11 protein-coding genes and 1 pseudogene are annotated in these 16,141 nt (G+C 40.6%); 4 read left to right on the top strand and 8 right to left on the bottom strand.

All coding sequences use genetic code 11. From position 1 onward, the window contains the following. Positions 1 to 99: 99 nt before the first annotated feature. From F991_RS14470 to F991_RS14435, 8 genes and pseudogenes are all read right to left on the bottom strand, one after another. Positions 100 to 687, bottom strand: a complete 588-nt coding sequence (locus F991_RS14470) for a tetratricopeptide repeat protein (protein ID WP_004672912.1) — start codon at positions 685 to 687, stop codon at positions 100 to 102. After that, positions 684 to 1,277, bottom strand: a complete 594-nt coding sequence (gene metW, locus F991_RS14465) for a methionine biosynthesis protein MetW (RefSeq protein WP_004672910.1) — start codon at positions 1,275 to 1,277, stop codon at positions 684 to 686. The genes F991_RS14470 and metW overlap by 4 nt, the downstream gene beginning before the upstream one ends. Continuing rightward, positions 1,277 to 2,437, bottom strand: a complete 1,161-nt coding sequence (gene metX / locus F991_RS14460) for a homoserine O-succinyltransferase MetX (protein ID WP_004672909.1) — start codon at positions 2,435 to 2,437, stop codon at positions 1,277 to 1,279. Before metX ends, metW begins: the two co-directional genes overlap by 1 nt. A gap of 113 nt (positions 2,438 to 2,550) precedes the next feature. After that, positions 2,551 to 4,248, bottom strand: coding sequence for a 2-isopropylmalate synthase (gene leuA, locus F991_RS14455; RefSeq protein ID WP_004672908.1), 1,698 nt, complete (start codon positions 4,246 to 4,248; stop codon positions 2,551 to 2,553). A gap of 400 nt (positions 4,249 to 4,648) precedes the next feature. After that, positions 4,649 to 5,748, bottom strand: a pseudogene (locus F991_RS14450) (alpha-hydroxy acid oxidase). After that, positions 5,748 to 6,431, bottom strand: coding sequence for a Fe2+-dependent dioxygenase (locus F991_RS14445; protein ID WP_004672903.1), 684 nt, complete (start codon positions 6,429 to 6,431; stop codon positions 5,748 to 5,750). Before F991_RS14445 ends, F991_RS14450 begins: the two are co-directional and overlap by 1 nt. 97 nt (positions 6,432 to 6,528) lie before the next feature. Beyond that, the gene (locus tag F991_RS14440; protein WP_004672901.1) at positions 6,529 to 8,790 is read right to left on the bottom strand and encodes a catecholate siderophore receptor Fiu; all 2,262 of its coding nucleotides are present in this window, start codon (positions 8,788 to 8,790) and stop codon (positions 6,529 to 6,531) included. 497 nt (positions 8,791 to 9,287) lie between these two features. Continuing rightward, on the bottom strand, positions 9,288 to 11,477 hold the full coding sequence (locus F991_RS14435) for a TonB-dependent receptor domain-containing protein (protein WP_004672899.1): 2,190 nt from the start codon (positions 11,475 to 11,477) through the stop codon (positions 9,288 to 9,290). A 265-nt stretch (positions 11,478 to 11,742) separates the two neighbouring features. On the opposite strand from F991_RS14435, the gene tig reads away from it, so the two are divergent. The 4 genes from tig (at position 11,743) to F991_RS14415 (ending at position 16,105) form a co-directional block, all read left to right on the top strand. Next, positions 11,743 to 13,074 (top strand): trigger factor, encoded by a 1,332-nt coding sequence (gene tig, locus F991_RS14430; protein WP_004672898.1) that lies wholly within the window; start codon positions 11,743 to 11,745, stop codon positions 13,072 to 13,074. Positions 13,075 to 13,280: 206 nt separating this feature from the next. After that, complete coding sequence (clpP, locus tag F991_RS14425) at positions 13,281 to 13,886, top strand: ATP-dependent Clp endopeptidase proteolytic subunit ClpP (RefSeq protein WP_004672895.1); 606 nt, start codon at positions 13,281 to 13,283, stop codon at positions 13,884 to 13,886. 30 nt (positions 13,887 to 13,916) lie between these two features. Continuing rightward, complete coding sequence (gene clpX / locus F991_RS14420; protein ID WP_004672894.1) at positions 13,917 to 15,227, top strand: ATP-dependent protease ATP-binding subunit ClpX; 1,311 nt, start codon at positions 13,917 to 13,919, stop codon at positions 15,225 to 15,227. Positions 15,228 to 15,388: 161 nt separating this feature from the next. Next, on the top strand, positions 15,389 to 16,105 hold the full coding sequence (locus tag F991_RS14415) for a DUF2846 domain-containing protein (protein ID WP_004672892.1): 717 nt from the start codon (positions 15,389 to 15,391) through the stop codon (positions 16,103 to 16,105). The last annotated feature ends 36 nt before the right edge of the window (positions 16,106 to 16,141 follow it).

Genomic DNA, 16,141 nt, shown 5'->3' with positions numbered 1-16,141 from the left:
TATGATCAAAGGAAAACTGAAGTGATCTTGAACATTTTTGGGCGCATTAAAAAACCGACTTCATTAATCCGTCGGTTTTAGTACAACAAAATATTATAATTACTGTGCTTGAATCCATCGATCAGCACGATCACGCGCAGTGCGAATCTGTTCTTGAGTCAAGTTTGCAGCCAAGGCTGTTTTTTTACCCTCAGAAAGGCTAATTACTTTAGTATCAAGCATGCCATCACGCGTTGAAAGCTCATACCATTGATAAGCCCCCATATAGTTTTTCTTTTGTTCTTCCATCATGGCAAGATTAAAGCTAGCACGGTTATCCCCATTGCTTGCCGCTTTTTCAAAATACTTACGCGCTAAAACTTCATCTTTCTTCGTACCCATGCCATCGGCATACATACGACCTACATTGAGTTGTGCTGCAGAGATGCCCTTATCGGCTGCTGCCTTAAACAGAGCAAATGCTTGTTTCTCATCTTTTGCAACATCTTTACCATATTGGTAGCGTGTTGCGAGATAAAATTGTGCTCCTGCCTGACCAGCTTTCGCCGCGCTTTGTAATTCACCAATACTCATGACTGAGTATCGCGCTGCTTGTGTTGCAACCGATTGGGGTTGAGCAACATAGTCAGCGTGCGCTTGTATACTGATCAGACCAAACAAAAAGGTGCTGATAAATGTCTTTTTCATAGTGCGCTCACTCGATAAATTGCGACTTCACCAAATAGGTTCGGCATATGCTTGCTGAGCACACTACCTTGTTGGTCACCATTAACGGCAAGTCGATTAATAATTTTAATCCGATTCTCAGCACATAAGGCTTCAAAGTCTCGGAAAGTACATAAATGAATATTCGGGGTGTTATACCACATATAAGGCAACGCTTCCGAAACAGGCATTTTTCCTTTCAGCGCAAGAAAAGAACGAGTCTTCCAATACGCAAAGTTCGGAAAAGTAATAATTGCCTGTTTGCCGACACGCACCATATCACGAAGTAATACATCAGGTGCATCTACAGCTTGCAAAGCTTGTGCCATGACCACAGAGTCAAAAGACTGGTCAGCAAAACGGCTTAAACCTAAATTTAAGTCCTGTTGAATAATATTTAACCCCCGACTGATGGCAATTGCAATCTTTTCTTGATCAATTTCTAAGCCATAAGCGCGAATATTGTGTTGTTTGCTCATATGAGCCAATAATTCACCATCCCCGCAACCCAAATCGAGCACGCTGGTATTCGGAGTAATCCATTTTTCAGCAAGTTGTTGGTCTATACGCATTAGCTTGCCTCCAAATGGGTCGATTGCAACTGCTGTTCTCCACCTAAAAATGCGCGTAATGTTTTCACATACAGCGGAATCGGGAACAAGAAAGAGTCATGACCTTGTTCAGCATCTATCTCTAAATAACTGACAGGTTGATGATTATCAATCAGGGCATCCACGATTTCCTGTGATCGGCTTGGACTAAAACGCCAATCCGTGGTAAATGAAATCACCAAGAATTTGCATTTCGGTTTACGCATCGCTTTCGTCAATGAATGTTCATATTCACGAGAGGGATCAAAATAATCTAATGCCTTGGTCATAATCAAGTAAGTATTTGCATCAAAATTGCGACTGAATTGTTCGCCTTGATAGCGCAAATAACTTTCGACTTGGAACTCAACGTCAAAACCGTACATAAACTTGCCCGATTTTAGATCACGACCAAATTTTTGTTTCATGGCTTCTTCAGATAGATAGGTGATATGACCGACCATCCGCGCCAAAATCAAACCGCGTTTTGGATAACTATCATTTTCCAAATAACGTCCATGATGGAAGTCTGGATCGGAAAGAATAGACTGGCGTGCAACCTCATTGAAGGCAATATTTTGGGCAGAAAGCTTTGGCGCGCTGGCGATAATCGCACATTTTTTTAGGCGATCAGGATAATCCAGTGACCATTGTAAGGCCTGCATTCCACCGAGTGAGCCACCGATAATGGCATACCAAACCTCAATGCCTAAACGATCAGACAACATGGCTTGGGTTTTGACCCAGTCACGAACCGTCACCAACGGGAAGTCTGGACCATAAGGACGGTTTTCATTTTCAGGATTGGGTGAGGTGGGACCTGTTGAGCCACTACATCCACCGATATTATTCAAAGACACCACAAAGAAGTGATTGGTATCAATTGCTTTCCCGGGGCCAATACATTCATCCCACCAGCCCGCTTTTTTATCATCTTCATGATGAAATCCAGCAGCATGATGATGCCCTGACAACGCATGGCAGATTAAGATGGCATTGGAGTGATCTGCGTTGAGGGTTCCATAGGTTTCAACCATCAGGTCAAAACGAGGCAAAATCCGTCCGCACTCAAGCTCTAATGGAGCTTCAAATGAAATTTTTTGTGGTGTGACTAAACCCACTGAATCCGATGGAAAAGACACGAGAATGATTCGCCTTGTATAAAGTTTCTTAATCAATAATAAAAGGATACCAATTCAGGTACCCTTTCAAAAGTCATTTTTTCGATATTTAAATAGGTTGAATCATCAACACCTTAGATGGCAGCGGCAACCACTTGTTCTGTGGTTAATACACCTTGCTCAATCAAACGGTTGGTACATGCAATAATGGCTTCGATAGATGCAGTGACAATATTGTCGTGTACGCCTGCACCAAATGCACTCTTACCTGTACCTTTGACTTGGATTTCGATCAACGCAAGTGCTTTCGCATTTGCACCAGAACTGATACTACGTTCTTCGTAGTTCACCACATCGATTGGTAATTGTAAGGCATCTAACATGGCAGAGATTGGACCATTACCTTCACCACGGAGACGTTGAACTTCGCCTTCGATTTCAATATCTAACTCAATGATTTGTTTGCCATTGATATCAGACAATTGATAATGTTTGGTTTGATAATGACTGTTTTTCACATCCACATACGTGTCTTGGAATAATTGCCAAATCTGATGTGCACTGATTTCAGTCTCATTTTCGTCGGTGTATTGCTGCACGATCTGGCTAAATTCGATTTGTACACGTCGTGGTAAAGCCACGTTGTAATTCGATTCTAACAAGTATGCGATACCGCCTTTACCCGATTGGCTGTTGACACGAATCACTGCATCGTAGTCACGACCTAAATCTTTCGGATCAATTGGTAAGTAAGGCATATCCCACATTTCTTGGTCTTTTTGGAATTCGAAGCCTTTTTTGATGGCATCTTGGTGTGAACCAGAGAAAGCCGTGAAGACCAAATCACCTGCATATGGATGACGTGGATGCACAGGTAAACCAGTACATTCTTCAACAGTGGCAATGATTTCATTGATATTCGAAAAATCTAAGTTTGGCGCAACACCTTGGCTATACATATTCAATGCCATCGCTGCAACGTCAACATTTCCTGTACGTTCACCGTTGCCAAAGACACAGCCTTCGACTCGGTCAGCACCTGCCATAATTGCTAATTCTGACGCAGCAATACCACAACCACGGTCATTGTGACAGTGAACTGAGATAATCACGCCATCACGACGTGCCAAGTTGCGATGCATCCATTCGATTTGATCGGCATAGACATTTGGCGTTGAAACTTCAACCGTTGCTGGTAAGTTCAAAATCACTTTGTTGCTAGGTGATGCTTCCCAGATTTCAGTCACTGCATCACAGACGTCTTTCGCGACTTCTAATTCAGTTGCAGAGAAACATTCTGGACTGTATTGGAAAACCCATTCAGTCGCAGGGTATTGTGCAGCATATTCTTTGACTTTATTCGCCGCATTCATCGCAAGCTGTTTTGCACCGTTTGCGTCAACATTCAATACTTTTTGGCGGAAGGTCGGTGAGTTCGAGTTATAGATATGCACAATCGCACGTTCTGCACCGACCAATGCTTCAAAGGTACGCTCAATCAAATGATCACGTGCTTGAACCAAAACTTCGATATAGACATCGTCTGGAATCAAATTTTCTTCAATTAATTTACGAGCAAAGTCGAAGTCAATTTGAGATGCAGATGGAAAACCAATTTCAATATGTTTGAAACCAATTTTGACCAACATATTGAACATTTTGAATTTTTGTTCCATGTTCATCGGTTCAAAAATCGCTTGGTTACCGTCACGAAGGTCGGTACTCATCCAAATCGGTGCTTGGTTGATTTCATTATTCGGCCATTGACGATCTGGTAAATCCACTCGTTGGTACATACGGCGGTATTTTTTGCTTGGGTCAGCCAACATCATTAGGTAACTCCTTGTTATAGCCGAGGTTGCATGTTCAGCGTAAATACAACCGACTATAAATATATATGGTGTCTATCAGAATCAATTTAAAGAGGATTTATGTTTCGATTGCCTAAAAGACTAGGCAGAAAATTTATACGCGCGCGAGGCGCAGTATCAGGAGAGCAGCGAGATGTTTTGTATATGACGGATCGGTAACGCCGTGATTTGTTTTCATTATCTACCATTCAAATCAGTTATTTGGTTTTGCAGCTATATTAATCATCTAATCAAAATCAGTCTAGGTGAAAATACAAGCGACTGCAAAGGTGTATAAGTATTTTAATTGGAATAAATCAAAAATAATTTCCTATTTTTGCATTGAATCGCAGAATAATGAAAATAATTTCCGATATTTTTACTATTTCCGATAAATAAAATCTTGGTTAATGTCTTTTATGGTGGCTGTTCCCATCAATGCCATGCTAATTTCGAATTCTTCTTTTAAAATTCTGATCACATGTGCAACGCCTAAAGCCCCCGCGGTTGCTAAGCCATAGATATAAGGACGACCAATCAAAACCGCGGATGCACCTAAAGCAATCGCTTTAAACACATCCGAACCTCGACGAATCCCACCGTCCAATAAAATGGGGTAATCTGTTGGCACGACAGCTCGAATCTTTTCAAGCGCAATCAAAGGGGGGATGGTGGTATCTAATACGCGTCCCCCATGATTAGACACAATCAGACCTGAGACACCATACTCTAATGCTTTTTGCGCATCGGCAGGGTGGAGGATACCTTTCAGTATCACTGGCAAATCAGTCTGCTTGACCAACCATGCGATATCATCCCATGTTGGTGCGTATTTCATCAGCCCCTGAAAAATTGGATGCTGATGATCAGCTAAAGTTTGAATCAGTTGTGGAGCTTGATGATGAGGGTGGGGCAAGTCTATTGGAAGTTGAAAATCAATTTTACGTTCCCGATCTCGAATTCCGGTATGTGGCGCATCGATGGTGATCACAATGGCTTTAAAGTTGTTTTCCTTCGCCATCTCAATCAAGTTTAAAGCGTGTTCTCGATCACCTTGCCATATAATTGAAACCATTTATACGGATTTTCTTTGTTAAGGTCCTGCATGTGGGTATTGGTTAAATTACTGAGTATAAAGTTGCTTTGCATCACTTCGGCCGCAAGTGCTGTGGCTTGTTCTGCTTGAGGATGAAACAGCGCTTGATGTCCAATCGGTGCTAACAAAATCGGATGTGGATAATTGATACCGAATAGATTGAGTTGGGTGTGACCGTGTGTGAAGTCATTTAAATGACGAGGAATCAGTTGGATATCTTGGAATTGACATTGATTTTGCTGCACGCTCAGTTCGTGCATAGCCCCACCTTGTAAATAGTGCCAAGTGGATTCTGCTACATGCTTTTGTGCCTGCAATTGGTAATCTGCAATGGTTTGGAGCTGTGGCGGAATCTGTGTCAAAGGCGCAAGTGGTTTTTGAGGCATTATAATGTTCCCCATTGTCTCAATAAATTATGATAATGATGGGTTAAAGCCACAACCTCTTCGGCATCCCCGAGTTGTTGTCTGAGTTTTAGAATGGTCATATCCAAGTTGAATAACATGCTGCGTTGCCAATCATCTTTAACCATGCTTTGAATCCATGTAAATGCGGCAATGCGACTACCCTGAGTCACTGGCTCAACGCGGTGTAGGCTGGTAGACGGATATAAAATAGCATCACCTGCATCCAGTTTGACTTCATGGCTGCCATAAGTGTCCTCTACAATCAGCTCACCACCCTCATATTCATCAGGTTCGGATAGAAAAACGGTAATTGAGACATCGGTACGAATGGCAGTGCCTGTCTGAGATGAATATTGGATGGCGCTGTCGACATGATTGCCATAATTGCCTTGATGCTGATAACAATTAAACATGGGAACTAAAATATGCTGAGGAAGTGCAGCAGAGCGAAGCAATAGATTTTGTTGCAATGCCGTTAATACATACTGACTAATCGATGGGTATAAATCACTTTGAATGTCGACTTGTAAGTTGTTTTTGGTCTGTTGAGCTTGTACGCCTGCACTTTGAGCACCGTTGACCCAAAGCTCTGGCTGTTTCATCTGCTGACGAAGTTCAGTGACTTGTTGCTTGTTTAATAATTCGGGGATATGCAACATCATTTTTTAAACCTTTCAATACGAAACAGCCTGCCAAAAATTATACCTTTTCTGGCAGGCTGTGTTTATTTATTAAATCTTAAAAGACTCAACAAATCATTTAGAACTTATAGTTAAAGGTTAATGCCGCTGAACGAGGTTGACCTAAAGCAAAACGGCTACCACCATTGTTTAATGCACTGATATATTCTTTGTCAGCAAGGTTATAAACATTGAGGTTTACAGAGGCATTTTTGTTAATGCTATAACCTGCCATTGCATCGAATACCACATAAGATGGAACTTTTGGCATGTTTGCTGGGGCTGGATTGTCCGTAATCACACGCTTTTGCTCATCGACATAACGCGCACCTAGACCAACTTTAAAGCCTGCAATGTCATAAGTTGTCCATAAAGAAGCGGTCCAGTCAGGAGACCAGCGTACAGAATCAGTGGTTGTAACTGTTGTTACGCCTGTTGTTGCATTGGTACTTACGCTTCGCTGATTTTTTTGCTTGGTTTTCATGTGAGCAACGCCCGCAGAAATGTTCCAAGCATCGGTAATTTGACCAACGACACCCAGTTCTACACCTTCAACTTTGGTTTTTCCTTCTTGTAGCGATTCAAGCGTAATCGGGTCTTGGGTAAACTGATTTTCATTTTCAGTGCGATATACCGCTGCAGTTAACGCCAATGTGTTTTTCAACACATCCCATTTACTACCAATTTCGTAGTGATGTGTTTCTTGAGGTTTACCACGAGGATTGTTTGCGGCTTGAGTTCCTGATGTTGCATCAGATAGGTTGAAGTTTGCGCTTCCTGGAGGCGTGAATGATTTGGCATAAGATGCATAAACACTGCTATTTTCTGTTGGTTTAAATAAGCTACCCAGTTTCCAACTGACTAATGTGTCATGTGCTTTTAAATCAGCTGGTGTTTCTACGCCTGTTGACGCTATAGAGAGCGCATCATAAGTTGTATGATAGTAATCTACACGAACTCCACCATTAAACTGTAAGCGGTTATCCAATAATTTAATGGTGTCAAACAAATATGCAGCGGCTGTTTGAGTTTCGCCATCACTATAAGCCCCTGTGTACACCAGTTTTGGCATGACATCATGACGATTTGGATTGTATAAATTTGCAGGTGGCGGGGTTATAGTCGTTTGCCCTGGTATTTGGGTGGCTAAGGTACGAGAAATTTGCTGCTCTTGCAGAAACTCTAAACCTGCAACGAGGTCATGTTCGACTGCACCTGTTTTAAAGTTAAAGTTTAATGCTGAAAGATTAGCCAAGATTTTATTTTCTTGATCTACACCTTGATGTGAACGTGCAATCTTCCAGTCTTTGTGATGACTTGAACCATTTTTATTGATGGCATTAATGCCTGTCAAAACACGATTCATCTGTGATTTGCCATAACGGGTGGTGTTCGTAAATTTAATTTTCTCACCAAAATCACTTTCGATTTTTGCAGTGATCATATCTGCATCAATATCTTCATAGTCATTGACGTTGCCATAATAGTTTGAACGATCTACAGCAGGGGCTTTATTGATTTCAGCATCCGCATTATAGAAACCTTTCATGCCAATGGTTGGGATACCACCATCTGGTGTGTTACGTTGGCGAATGTGTTGTGAATATAAGTAAAAACGGGTATCTGTGTTCAAACCAAATACAATAGAGGGAGCCACAGCCCAACCATTGTTCTCAACCACATCACGACCTTCAACGCCACCGTCTTGGCCCATAGCGTTGAAGCGAATCGCTACACTTTCATTGATCGCTTGGTTGATATCCGCAGTCAAACGTGCATTTTCAGCCGTGTTATAACGTGCAGAAACTTCACTGCTATTTTCAGCTTTTGGTAATTTAGTGACTAAATTGATATAACCAGATGCAGAGCCACGACCCGCTTCAGCACCTGATGGGCCTTTTACCACTTCGATTTGTTCTAGGTTAAATACGTCACGGCTGACCGCACCAAGATCACGGACACCATCAACATAGGTTGAAGTTTGGGTAGAGAAACCACGCATTTGGAATGTGTCACCTGCGCTGGTATTACCATTTTCACCCATTTGCAGCGTGATTCCCGGGGTATTACGCAATGCTTCAATGAGTGACGAGGCACCTTGTTCTTGTAAGAGTTCTTTTTTGATGACTTGTATGGTTTGTGGCGTATCAACTAATGGTTGGGTGTATTTTGGCGAACTTATGGCTTCGGCTTTGTAGCTGTTTTCAGCTTTCACTTCAATTGTTGGAAGTTTGGTCACATTTTCCTGTGGTGTAGCTGCGTGTGCAGTCAAAGGAAGGCTTGCAGCAAGTGCAACTAACTGTGTAGTACCAAGGTGTTTACGACTTTTAATTTTTGCCATTGAGAGAAACCCCGAAATTGAAGTGGTGAATGACCGAACTCGCAACTTTGTGAAACTTTTACAAATAATGCGGTAAAAGTGAATGAATTGTTAAACTATGTAACAATGTGTGCGAAGTCTAATGATAATTATTATCGTTATCAATGTCTTTATTTGTTCTCGTTTCTGTATGTGTTGTTAAGATTTTGATATTTATACTTATATTTTTAAATTGATATTAACGATGCATTGTGCTGTATATTTTTATAATAATGATCGGTTAAAATAGGTTATTGTTTTTATTTAACATTATTATTTTATATCTATGATATAAGGGTGGAGTCTATATGCGGTTGAATCAGTAGTATATTTCTATAATGGGGTTCAAATAAGTGTGTAATTGATAAAATCTATGTTGATTGGAAACTTTTAGCCAATAAAAACCACCTGCAAGTTGAGTTTTACATTCAATTTGCAGGTGGGAAGATTAGGAGCGACAGCTGATTTTTTTATTGAGTTTAGAAATCATACGAAAAAGATAACCAGTAATTTCTACTCGGGATGTAGGTTCCTGAAATAGCTGCTCCAAATGCCAAGTAGTCATAGACTTGTTTTTCAGAACCATCGATAGACGTGTACGATTGGTGACTAGTAAAATCTTTATCAAGTAAATTATTTATAGCACCATTGATACGAATATTTTTGGTTACTTGATAGCTAGTACCTAAGTTAAATAAGTTGTAGCCTTTTAATTTGTTACCAGTTAATCGATATTCTGTTGCTGCATCGGTGCCAGCATTTGGCGTTGATGAACTACGAACACGGCTAGATTTATATTCATGTTGTAGCCACAAGTCTAGTTGAGGATTAATATGCCATGTTGATGTCGCACTAAATGCATTTTTAGGTGTGTTCTCTAGAGGATTTCCTTTATTTGTCCCTTTGGTGATCTCTGAGTCCATATAGGTATATGCAGTTTTTAATGTCCATTCAGGAATGATATTGTAAGTTAAGCTAACCTCAGCGCCCTGCGACTTTGCTTCATCTGTGTTGATTTGTTGTGAGAACTCTTGCATCCCTGTGATGTGTGATCCGTAACTTACACAGTTGGGTTTATTGAGATTCGGCTGATTTCCATTAGCATCCGTATAATGACAGTTGGCTAGCGCGGGGCCAGACGCAAATTTATCTTTGAACTGTGTGTAGAATAACGTTGTGGTTAAGTCGAAATTACCAATATCATAATTTGCGCTAAGTTCATAATTCGTCGTTGTTTCAGGCTTCAAATTTGGAGAGCCAATACTAAAAGAGGCACCTTGGCCACTTACGCTAGTGATTCCGTTATGTAAGGTTTTTGCTGAAGGTGCTTTATAGCCAGTGCTGATCCCACCTTTTAATGTTAGTTCTGGTGAAGCATTCCATACTAAATAACTGCGAGGGCTAAAATGTCCGCCAAAACCATCATGATCTTCATATCGACCACCTAAAGTAAAGATAAGGTTGTCGGTAATAGTCCATGCATCTTCTAAATAAACAGAAAATGCTTTGGCTGAAAATTCAGCTCCAATACCCGCAATATCATCGACAATCGTTTCATCACGGTATTCAAGTCCAGCCGTTACTAGATGTGCTCCTATTGGAGCAACAAAGTGAGTATCGGCAATAATGTCTGTATTCTTTAGTGTTCGATCATTGCCAGAATGCGCTTGATTTGGAAAAGTGCCTGATGGGATTGTACGTCCTTGTGTTTCGGTTGTGTTATGGCTGATATAGCTACGCCATGTCCCTAGATCATAGTTTCCGTCATGCCCAACTGAGAATTGAGTTCGATTGAATTCGAGTTCTGGGCGATATCCACTTGCTCTTGTTGCGGTATCTAAAGTGCCTAAGCGATTGTCATCATTTTTATAGGTTTGGCTAGAGTGGAATGCATCTAACCAAACTGAATTTAGATCATTAATATTTAATGAGAGTTTTGAGCCTACATCAAAGTTGTCTGCTTTATATGGTCGAGGGTCTCGTCCAGTACCATTAGGGACAACACGTTCAGAACCTTTTCTATCTAAGTAACTGCCACGTAATTCTAATCCAAGAATATTATTGATAAGAGGACCATTTAGGGCAAAGTTAACTTTGCTCGAATCAGCTTCTTTGTTGTGCTCCATAAGGTTGCCACTTAAAGTGACATTGCCAGCCCACGTGTCAGTGACCTTTTTTGTAATAATGTTAATGACTCCGCCCATAGCATCACTACCATAACGAGTAGCCATAGGACCTCGGATTACTTCAATTCGTTCAATAGAGGAAATTGGTGGTAGGAAACCTGTTGCTGTTTCACCAAAACCATTCGGCGTTACGTCAGAGGAGGTCGTTTGTCGACGTCCATCAATTAATATTAGTGTGTAATTAGAACCCATTCCACGTATTGATATATTCAGATTGCTTGTTTTACCAACGCCATTACGAATATCAACACCAGGTATATCTGATAATAATTCAGCGATATTGCTGGCATTTTTCTTCTCAATATCATCTTTCGTAACTACGCTAATACTTGCCGGCGCATTTTTAATATCTTGCTCATAACCTGCTGCGGAAACCACAATTGTTGATAACTGGTGCGTTGCTGGTTCATTGTTGGCATATGTAGCGCTAGATACAAGAGCGAGTAACGCAGCGGAGAGAGGGTGAGGGTTGAAACTTGCCATAACTGAAATATCCCTAAATAAAAACACAAATCACGCGAATGATAAATATTAAAAACGCTGTAATGATAATGATAAAACTTATCATTAACAACAAAAAGAAACATTGTTTTAAGTTTTATTTAAGAAAGCTGTTAAATTAGCGTTAATTAAAGAAAAAAATGAAAGTAAGTGACTTTTTCATCATCTAATTTTGTATATCTGAAAAGTTGTCATATAATGTGGCACTTTAAAAAATTGTTATTACTAACTATATATCGAGGAAGCCATGCAAGTAACGACTGAAGCGGTTTCGGGCGTTGCCCGTCGTTTAAATGTTTCTGTACCGACGAGCCGTGTTAACGAGCAGTTTGAAGCTCGCTTACAGCGCACTGCCAAAACTGTGAAGATCAACGGCTTCCGTCCAGGTAAAGTGCCTTTAAATGTAGTACGCCGTGAATATGGTGCGGGCATTTATCAAGAAGTTGTGAATGACATCATTCGTGACACCGTGTTTGAAGCGATTCAACAAGAAAAAATCAATGCTGTCGGTATGCCGAACATTGAAAAAGTTGAAAACAAAGACGATGCTTTAGTTTATGAAGCAACTGTTGAAGTTTATCCAGAAGTAGAAGTAAAAGCTTTTGCTGACTTGGAAGTTGAACGTAAATCATCTGAAATCAACGATAAAGACGTTGATACAATGATCGAAAACTTGCAAAAACAACGTCAAACTTGGGCTGTAACCAAAGGTATGGCGAAGAAAGACATGCAAGTGACTTTCGACTTTGAAGGTACTGTTGATGGCGAGAAGTTCGAAGGCGGTACGGCTGAGGACTTTAAACTGGTACTTGGTTCAGGTCGTATGATCCCAGGTTTCGAAGATGGTATCGTTGGCATGAAAGCAGGCGAAGAGAAAGTGATTGATGTTACTTTCCCTGAAGATTACCAAGCTGAAAACTTGGCTGGTAAAGCTGCTCAATTCAAAATCACAGTGAAGCAAGTTGAAAAACCAAAGCTTCCTGAAATTGATGCTGAATTCTTACAGATTTTTGGTGTGACTGAAGAAGAAGGCTTAGAAAAGTTAAAAGCTGATGTTCGCAAGAATATGGATCGTGAAGTTCGTAACGGTCTTCGCAACCAAATTAAACAAGCTGCATTTGATGCGCTTGTTGCTGCAAACGAAATCGAAGTGCCAGCTTCTATGGTTGCTCAAGAAATTGACCGTCAACGTCAACAAATGATCCAACAGTTTACGCAACAGTTTGGTGCTCAAGGCGCGCAATCATTTGATAGCAGCATGCTTCCTGATGAGTTGTTCAAAGAACAAGCTGAAAAATCAGTTAAACTTGGTGTGTTGGTTAGCAAAGTAATGGCTGATGCGAAACTTGAAGTTGATCAAGCGCGTGTAGAAGCTTATATCGATGACATGGCTTCTTCTTATGAAGATCCAACTGAAGTTATTGAATACTTTAAAACTGACAAACAGCAACGTGCTCAAATCGAAGCTGTGGTTTTAGAAGACCAAGTAGTTGATCATATTTTAGCTGCTGCTAAAGTAAATGAAGTTGCTGTAAGCTATGAAGACTTACTGAAAGAGCAACAAGCTCGCCGTGGCTAATCTTTCAAAAGTTGAGAAGAAAGGCGCGTAAGCGCCTTTTTTTATCTGTCTTTGTCTATGTTATGAAAGTGTTAATTTGTTAAAAAATTGCCAGATTTTAGTCTAAATAATCGAATATTTCAGATTGAACCTTTTGCAATTTCATCGATTATCCCTCATATTGTTGGCATAGATCGTGTCACAATAATTTAGGAATAAGTAAACGTATGTATGTTCCAACAATTGATAATGCTTTAGTTCCTGTAGTCGTCGAGCAGTCATCTCGTGGTGAGCGCTCATTTGATATTTTTTCACGTCTCCTACGCGAGCGTGTCATTTTCTTGACGGGTGAAGTGGAAGACAACATGGCCAACTTAATCGTTGCGCAAATGTTGTTTTTAGAAGCTGAAAATCCTGAAAAAGATATTCATCTATATATCAACTCACCTGGCGGATCTGTCACTGCGGGTATGGCGATTTATGACACCATGCAGTTTATTAAACCTGATGTGGTGACTTACTGTATGGGTCAAGCTGCGTCGATGGGTGCATTCCTGTTAAATGCGGGTGCCAAAGGAAAGCGTTACTGTCTTGAAAATGCGCGTGTGATGATTCATCAACCTTTAGGTGGTTTCCGTGGTCAAGCGTCAGATATTGAGATTCATGCACGTGAAATACTCTTTATCAAAGAACGTCTGAACCGTTTAATGGCCGAGCATAGTGGTCAAGACTATGAAACAGTTGCGCGTGATACAGATCGTGATAATTTCATGACTGCCAATGCCGCTAAAGAATATGGTTTAGTTGATCAAGTATTAAGTAAGCGCCCGTAATTTTCTAAAGATTCAAGAATTGGAGTAAATATGTCCGAACATCCTCAAGGACAAAAACATTGTTCATTTTGCGGTAAAACGCAGTCTGAAGTCGGGAAACTGATTGCAGGTGAGGACGCATATATTTGTAATGAGTGTGTGGATGTCTGCTTGGACTTGGTACAAACCAGTCAACAGGTCGAAGCTGGGGATTGGGCAAGCAAAGCATTGCCTAAGCCACATGAAATACGTGCTGCCTTAGATCAGTATGTTATTGGACAAGATATTGCAAAGAAAACCTTATCTGTAGCGGTGTATAACCATTATAAACGCTTGAAAGTGGGGCAGTCTGGTCATACCGATCAAGAAGTTGAAATTGCAAAAAGTAATATTTTGCTGATCGGACCAACAGGTTCGGGTAAAACTTTACTTGCGCAAACACTTGCTCGTTTACTCGATGTTCCTTTTGCTATGGCAGATGCGACGACACTCACCGAAGCTGGCTATGTCGGTGAAGATGTAGAAAACATTGTGCAGAAGTTATTGCAAAAAGCGGATTATGATGTAGAGAAAGCCCAAAAAGGTATTATCTACATTGATGAAATCGATAAGATTACGCGTAAATCTGAAAATCCGTCTATTACTCGTGATGTATCGGGTGAAGGTGTACAACAAGCATTACTGAAAATGATTGAAGGGACTGTTGCTTCTATTCCTCCTCAAGGTGGTCGTAAGCATCCTCAGCAAGAATTTATCCAAATTGATACTGCCAATATTTTGTTTATTTGTGGTGGTGCTTTTTCAGGTTTGGAAAAAATCGTCCAACAACGTCAAGAAAAGGGCGGTATTGGTTTCACGGCTGATGTGAAGAATAAAGATGATCGGAAAAAAGTATCAGAATTATTCCGTCAGGTGGAAGCAAATGACCTTGTGAAGTTTGGGTTAATTCCTGAGTTTATTGGTCGTTTGCCTGTGATCGCAACGTTAGAGGAACTAGATGAGGATGCACTTATGCAGATTTTGACAGAACCTAAAAATGCGTTAACACGTCAATACCAACATTTGTTCACGATGGAAGATGTAGACTTAGTCTTTGATGAATCTGCATTACGCGCTGTGGCGAAAAAAGCACTTGAGCGTAATACAGGTGCGCGCGGTCTACGTTCTATTTTAGAAAATGTACTGCTCGAAACCATGTATGATTTGCCAAGTCGTACAGATGTGGGCACTGTGATTGTTGATGAAGCTGTGATTAATGGTACAGCCAAACCGACATTTAAAGCAGAGCGTTTACCGCAAGTGACGAAGTCTGAAGTCAGTGAAAAGAAAGATTTAAAAGTGATAGATTCTAAATCGGCTTAACGCCACAGATCTATCGTTTATCTAAAAAAGCATGAAAGGCCTCGCTTTTCATGCTTTTTTTATTTGCAATTGGGCATTGAGGTGTTAATCTTAAAAATTGAAAAAACCGCATAGTGTTGCGCAGTTAAAAATAAATCCAAGAAAACGCCTTGAGGGATGTCATGCGTTATTTAATATTGTCATTATGTTGTGCAGGGGTATTGGCTGGCTGTCAAAGTCATAAGGCAGTTGAACAGAATCCAACAGCACTGACCGCAACGCTACCACCTGTTGATACTGAAAAAGAACCCGGTTTATTTGATCAATATCACGTCGGTGGCTTCACTGTCGGTGGTTGGGTCAATCAAAAGTTAGGGCAACATTTCTCACCGATTAAGCCACAAAATCAGCAAGCCGCTGTAGTCTATCTCTATCGTCCAGATACGCGATGGAATCGTCAGGAAATCGCTGCCGCAAACTTATTTATCAATGGTCATCGTATTCCAAGTTTGTTACACAATCATTATTATTGGCTAGAATTACCCGCAGGCACTTACAGATTGAGCGTGAGCCGTCCTTTGGTTGGATTACACTTCCAAAAACCGAAATACATCGATTTTAGCGTTGATGCTGAGCAAACTTATTTTATTAAATATGATGAAGAAAATAAAATTTCTCGAAGTGAGCCGAGTGGTCCATTTATGCCAACGCCTGAAAAAGTCGCTCGTCAAGAAATTGCATTTACACGCTTAAAATCATCAAGCTATAATTTTGTGGCACAGGATGAATCTGGCAAGATCCGTTCTAAGCCTCAAGAGCTTAAACCTGAAAAATATGATGCAAAATCAGAGGTACATTTGGTCAAACCATTTAAGTTATGGAATCCTTTGACTTGGTAATGTGGTTATAATCATCTATGCAGGAAAGCACAATTT

This window comes from Acinetobacter sp. CIP-A165, from assembly GCF_000367985.1.
GTDB lineage: Bacteria > Pseudomonadota > Gammaproteobacteria > Pseudomonadales > Moraxellaceae > Acinetobacter.
Note: the sequence above shows the minus strand (reverse complement) of the source record. Positions and strands in the feature narration are given on the sequence as shown.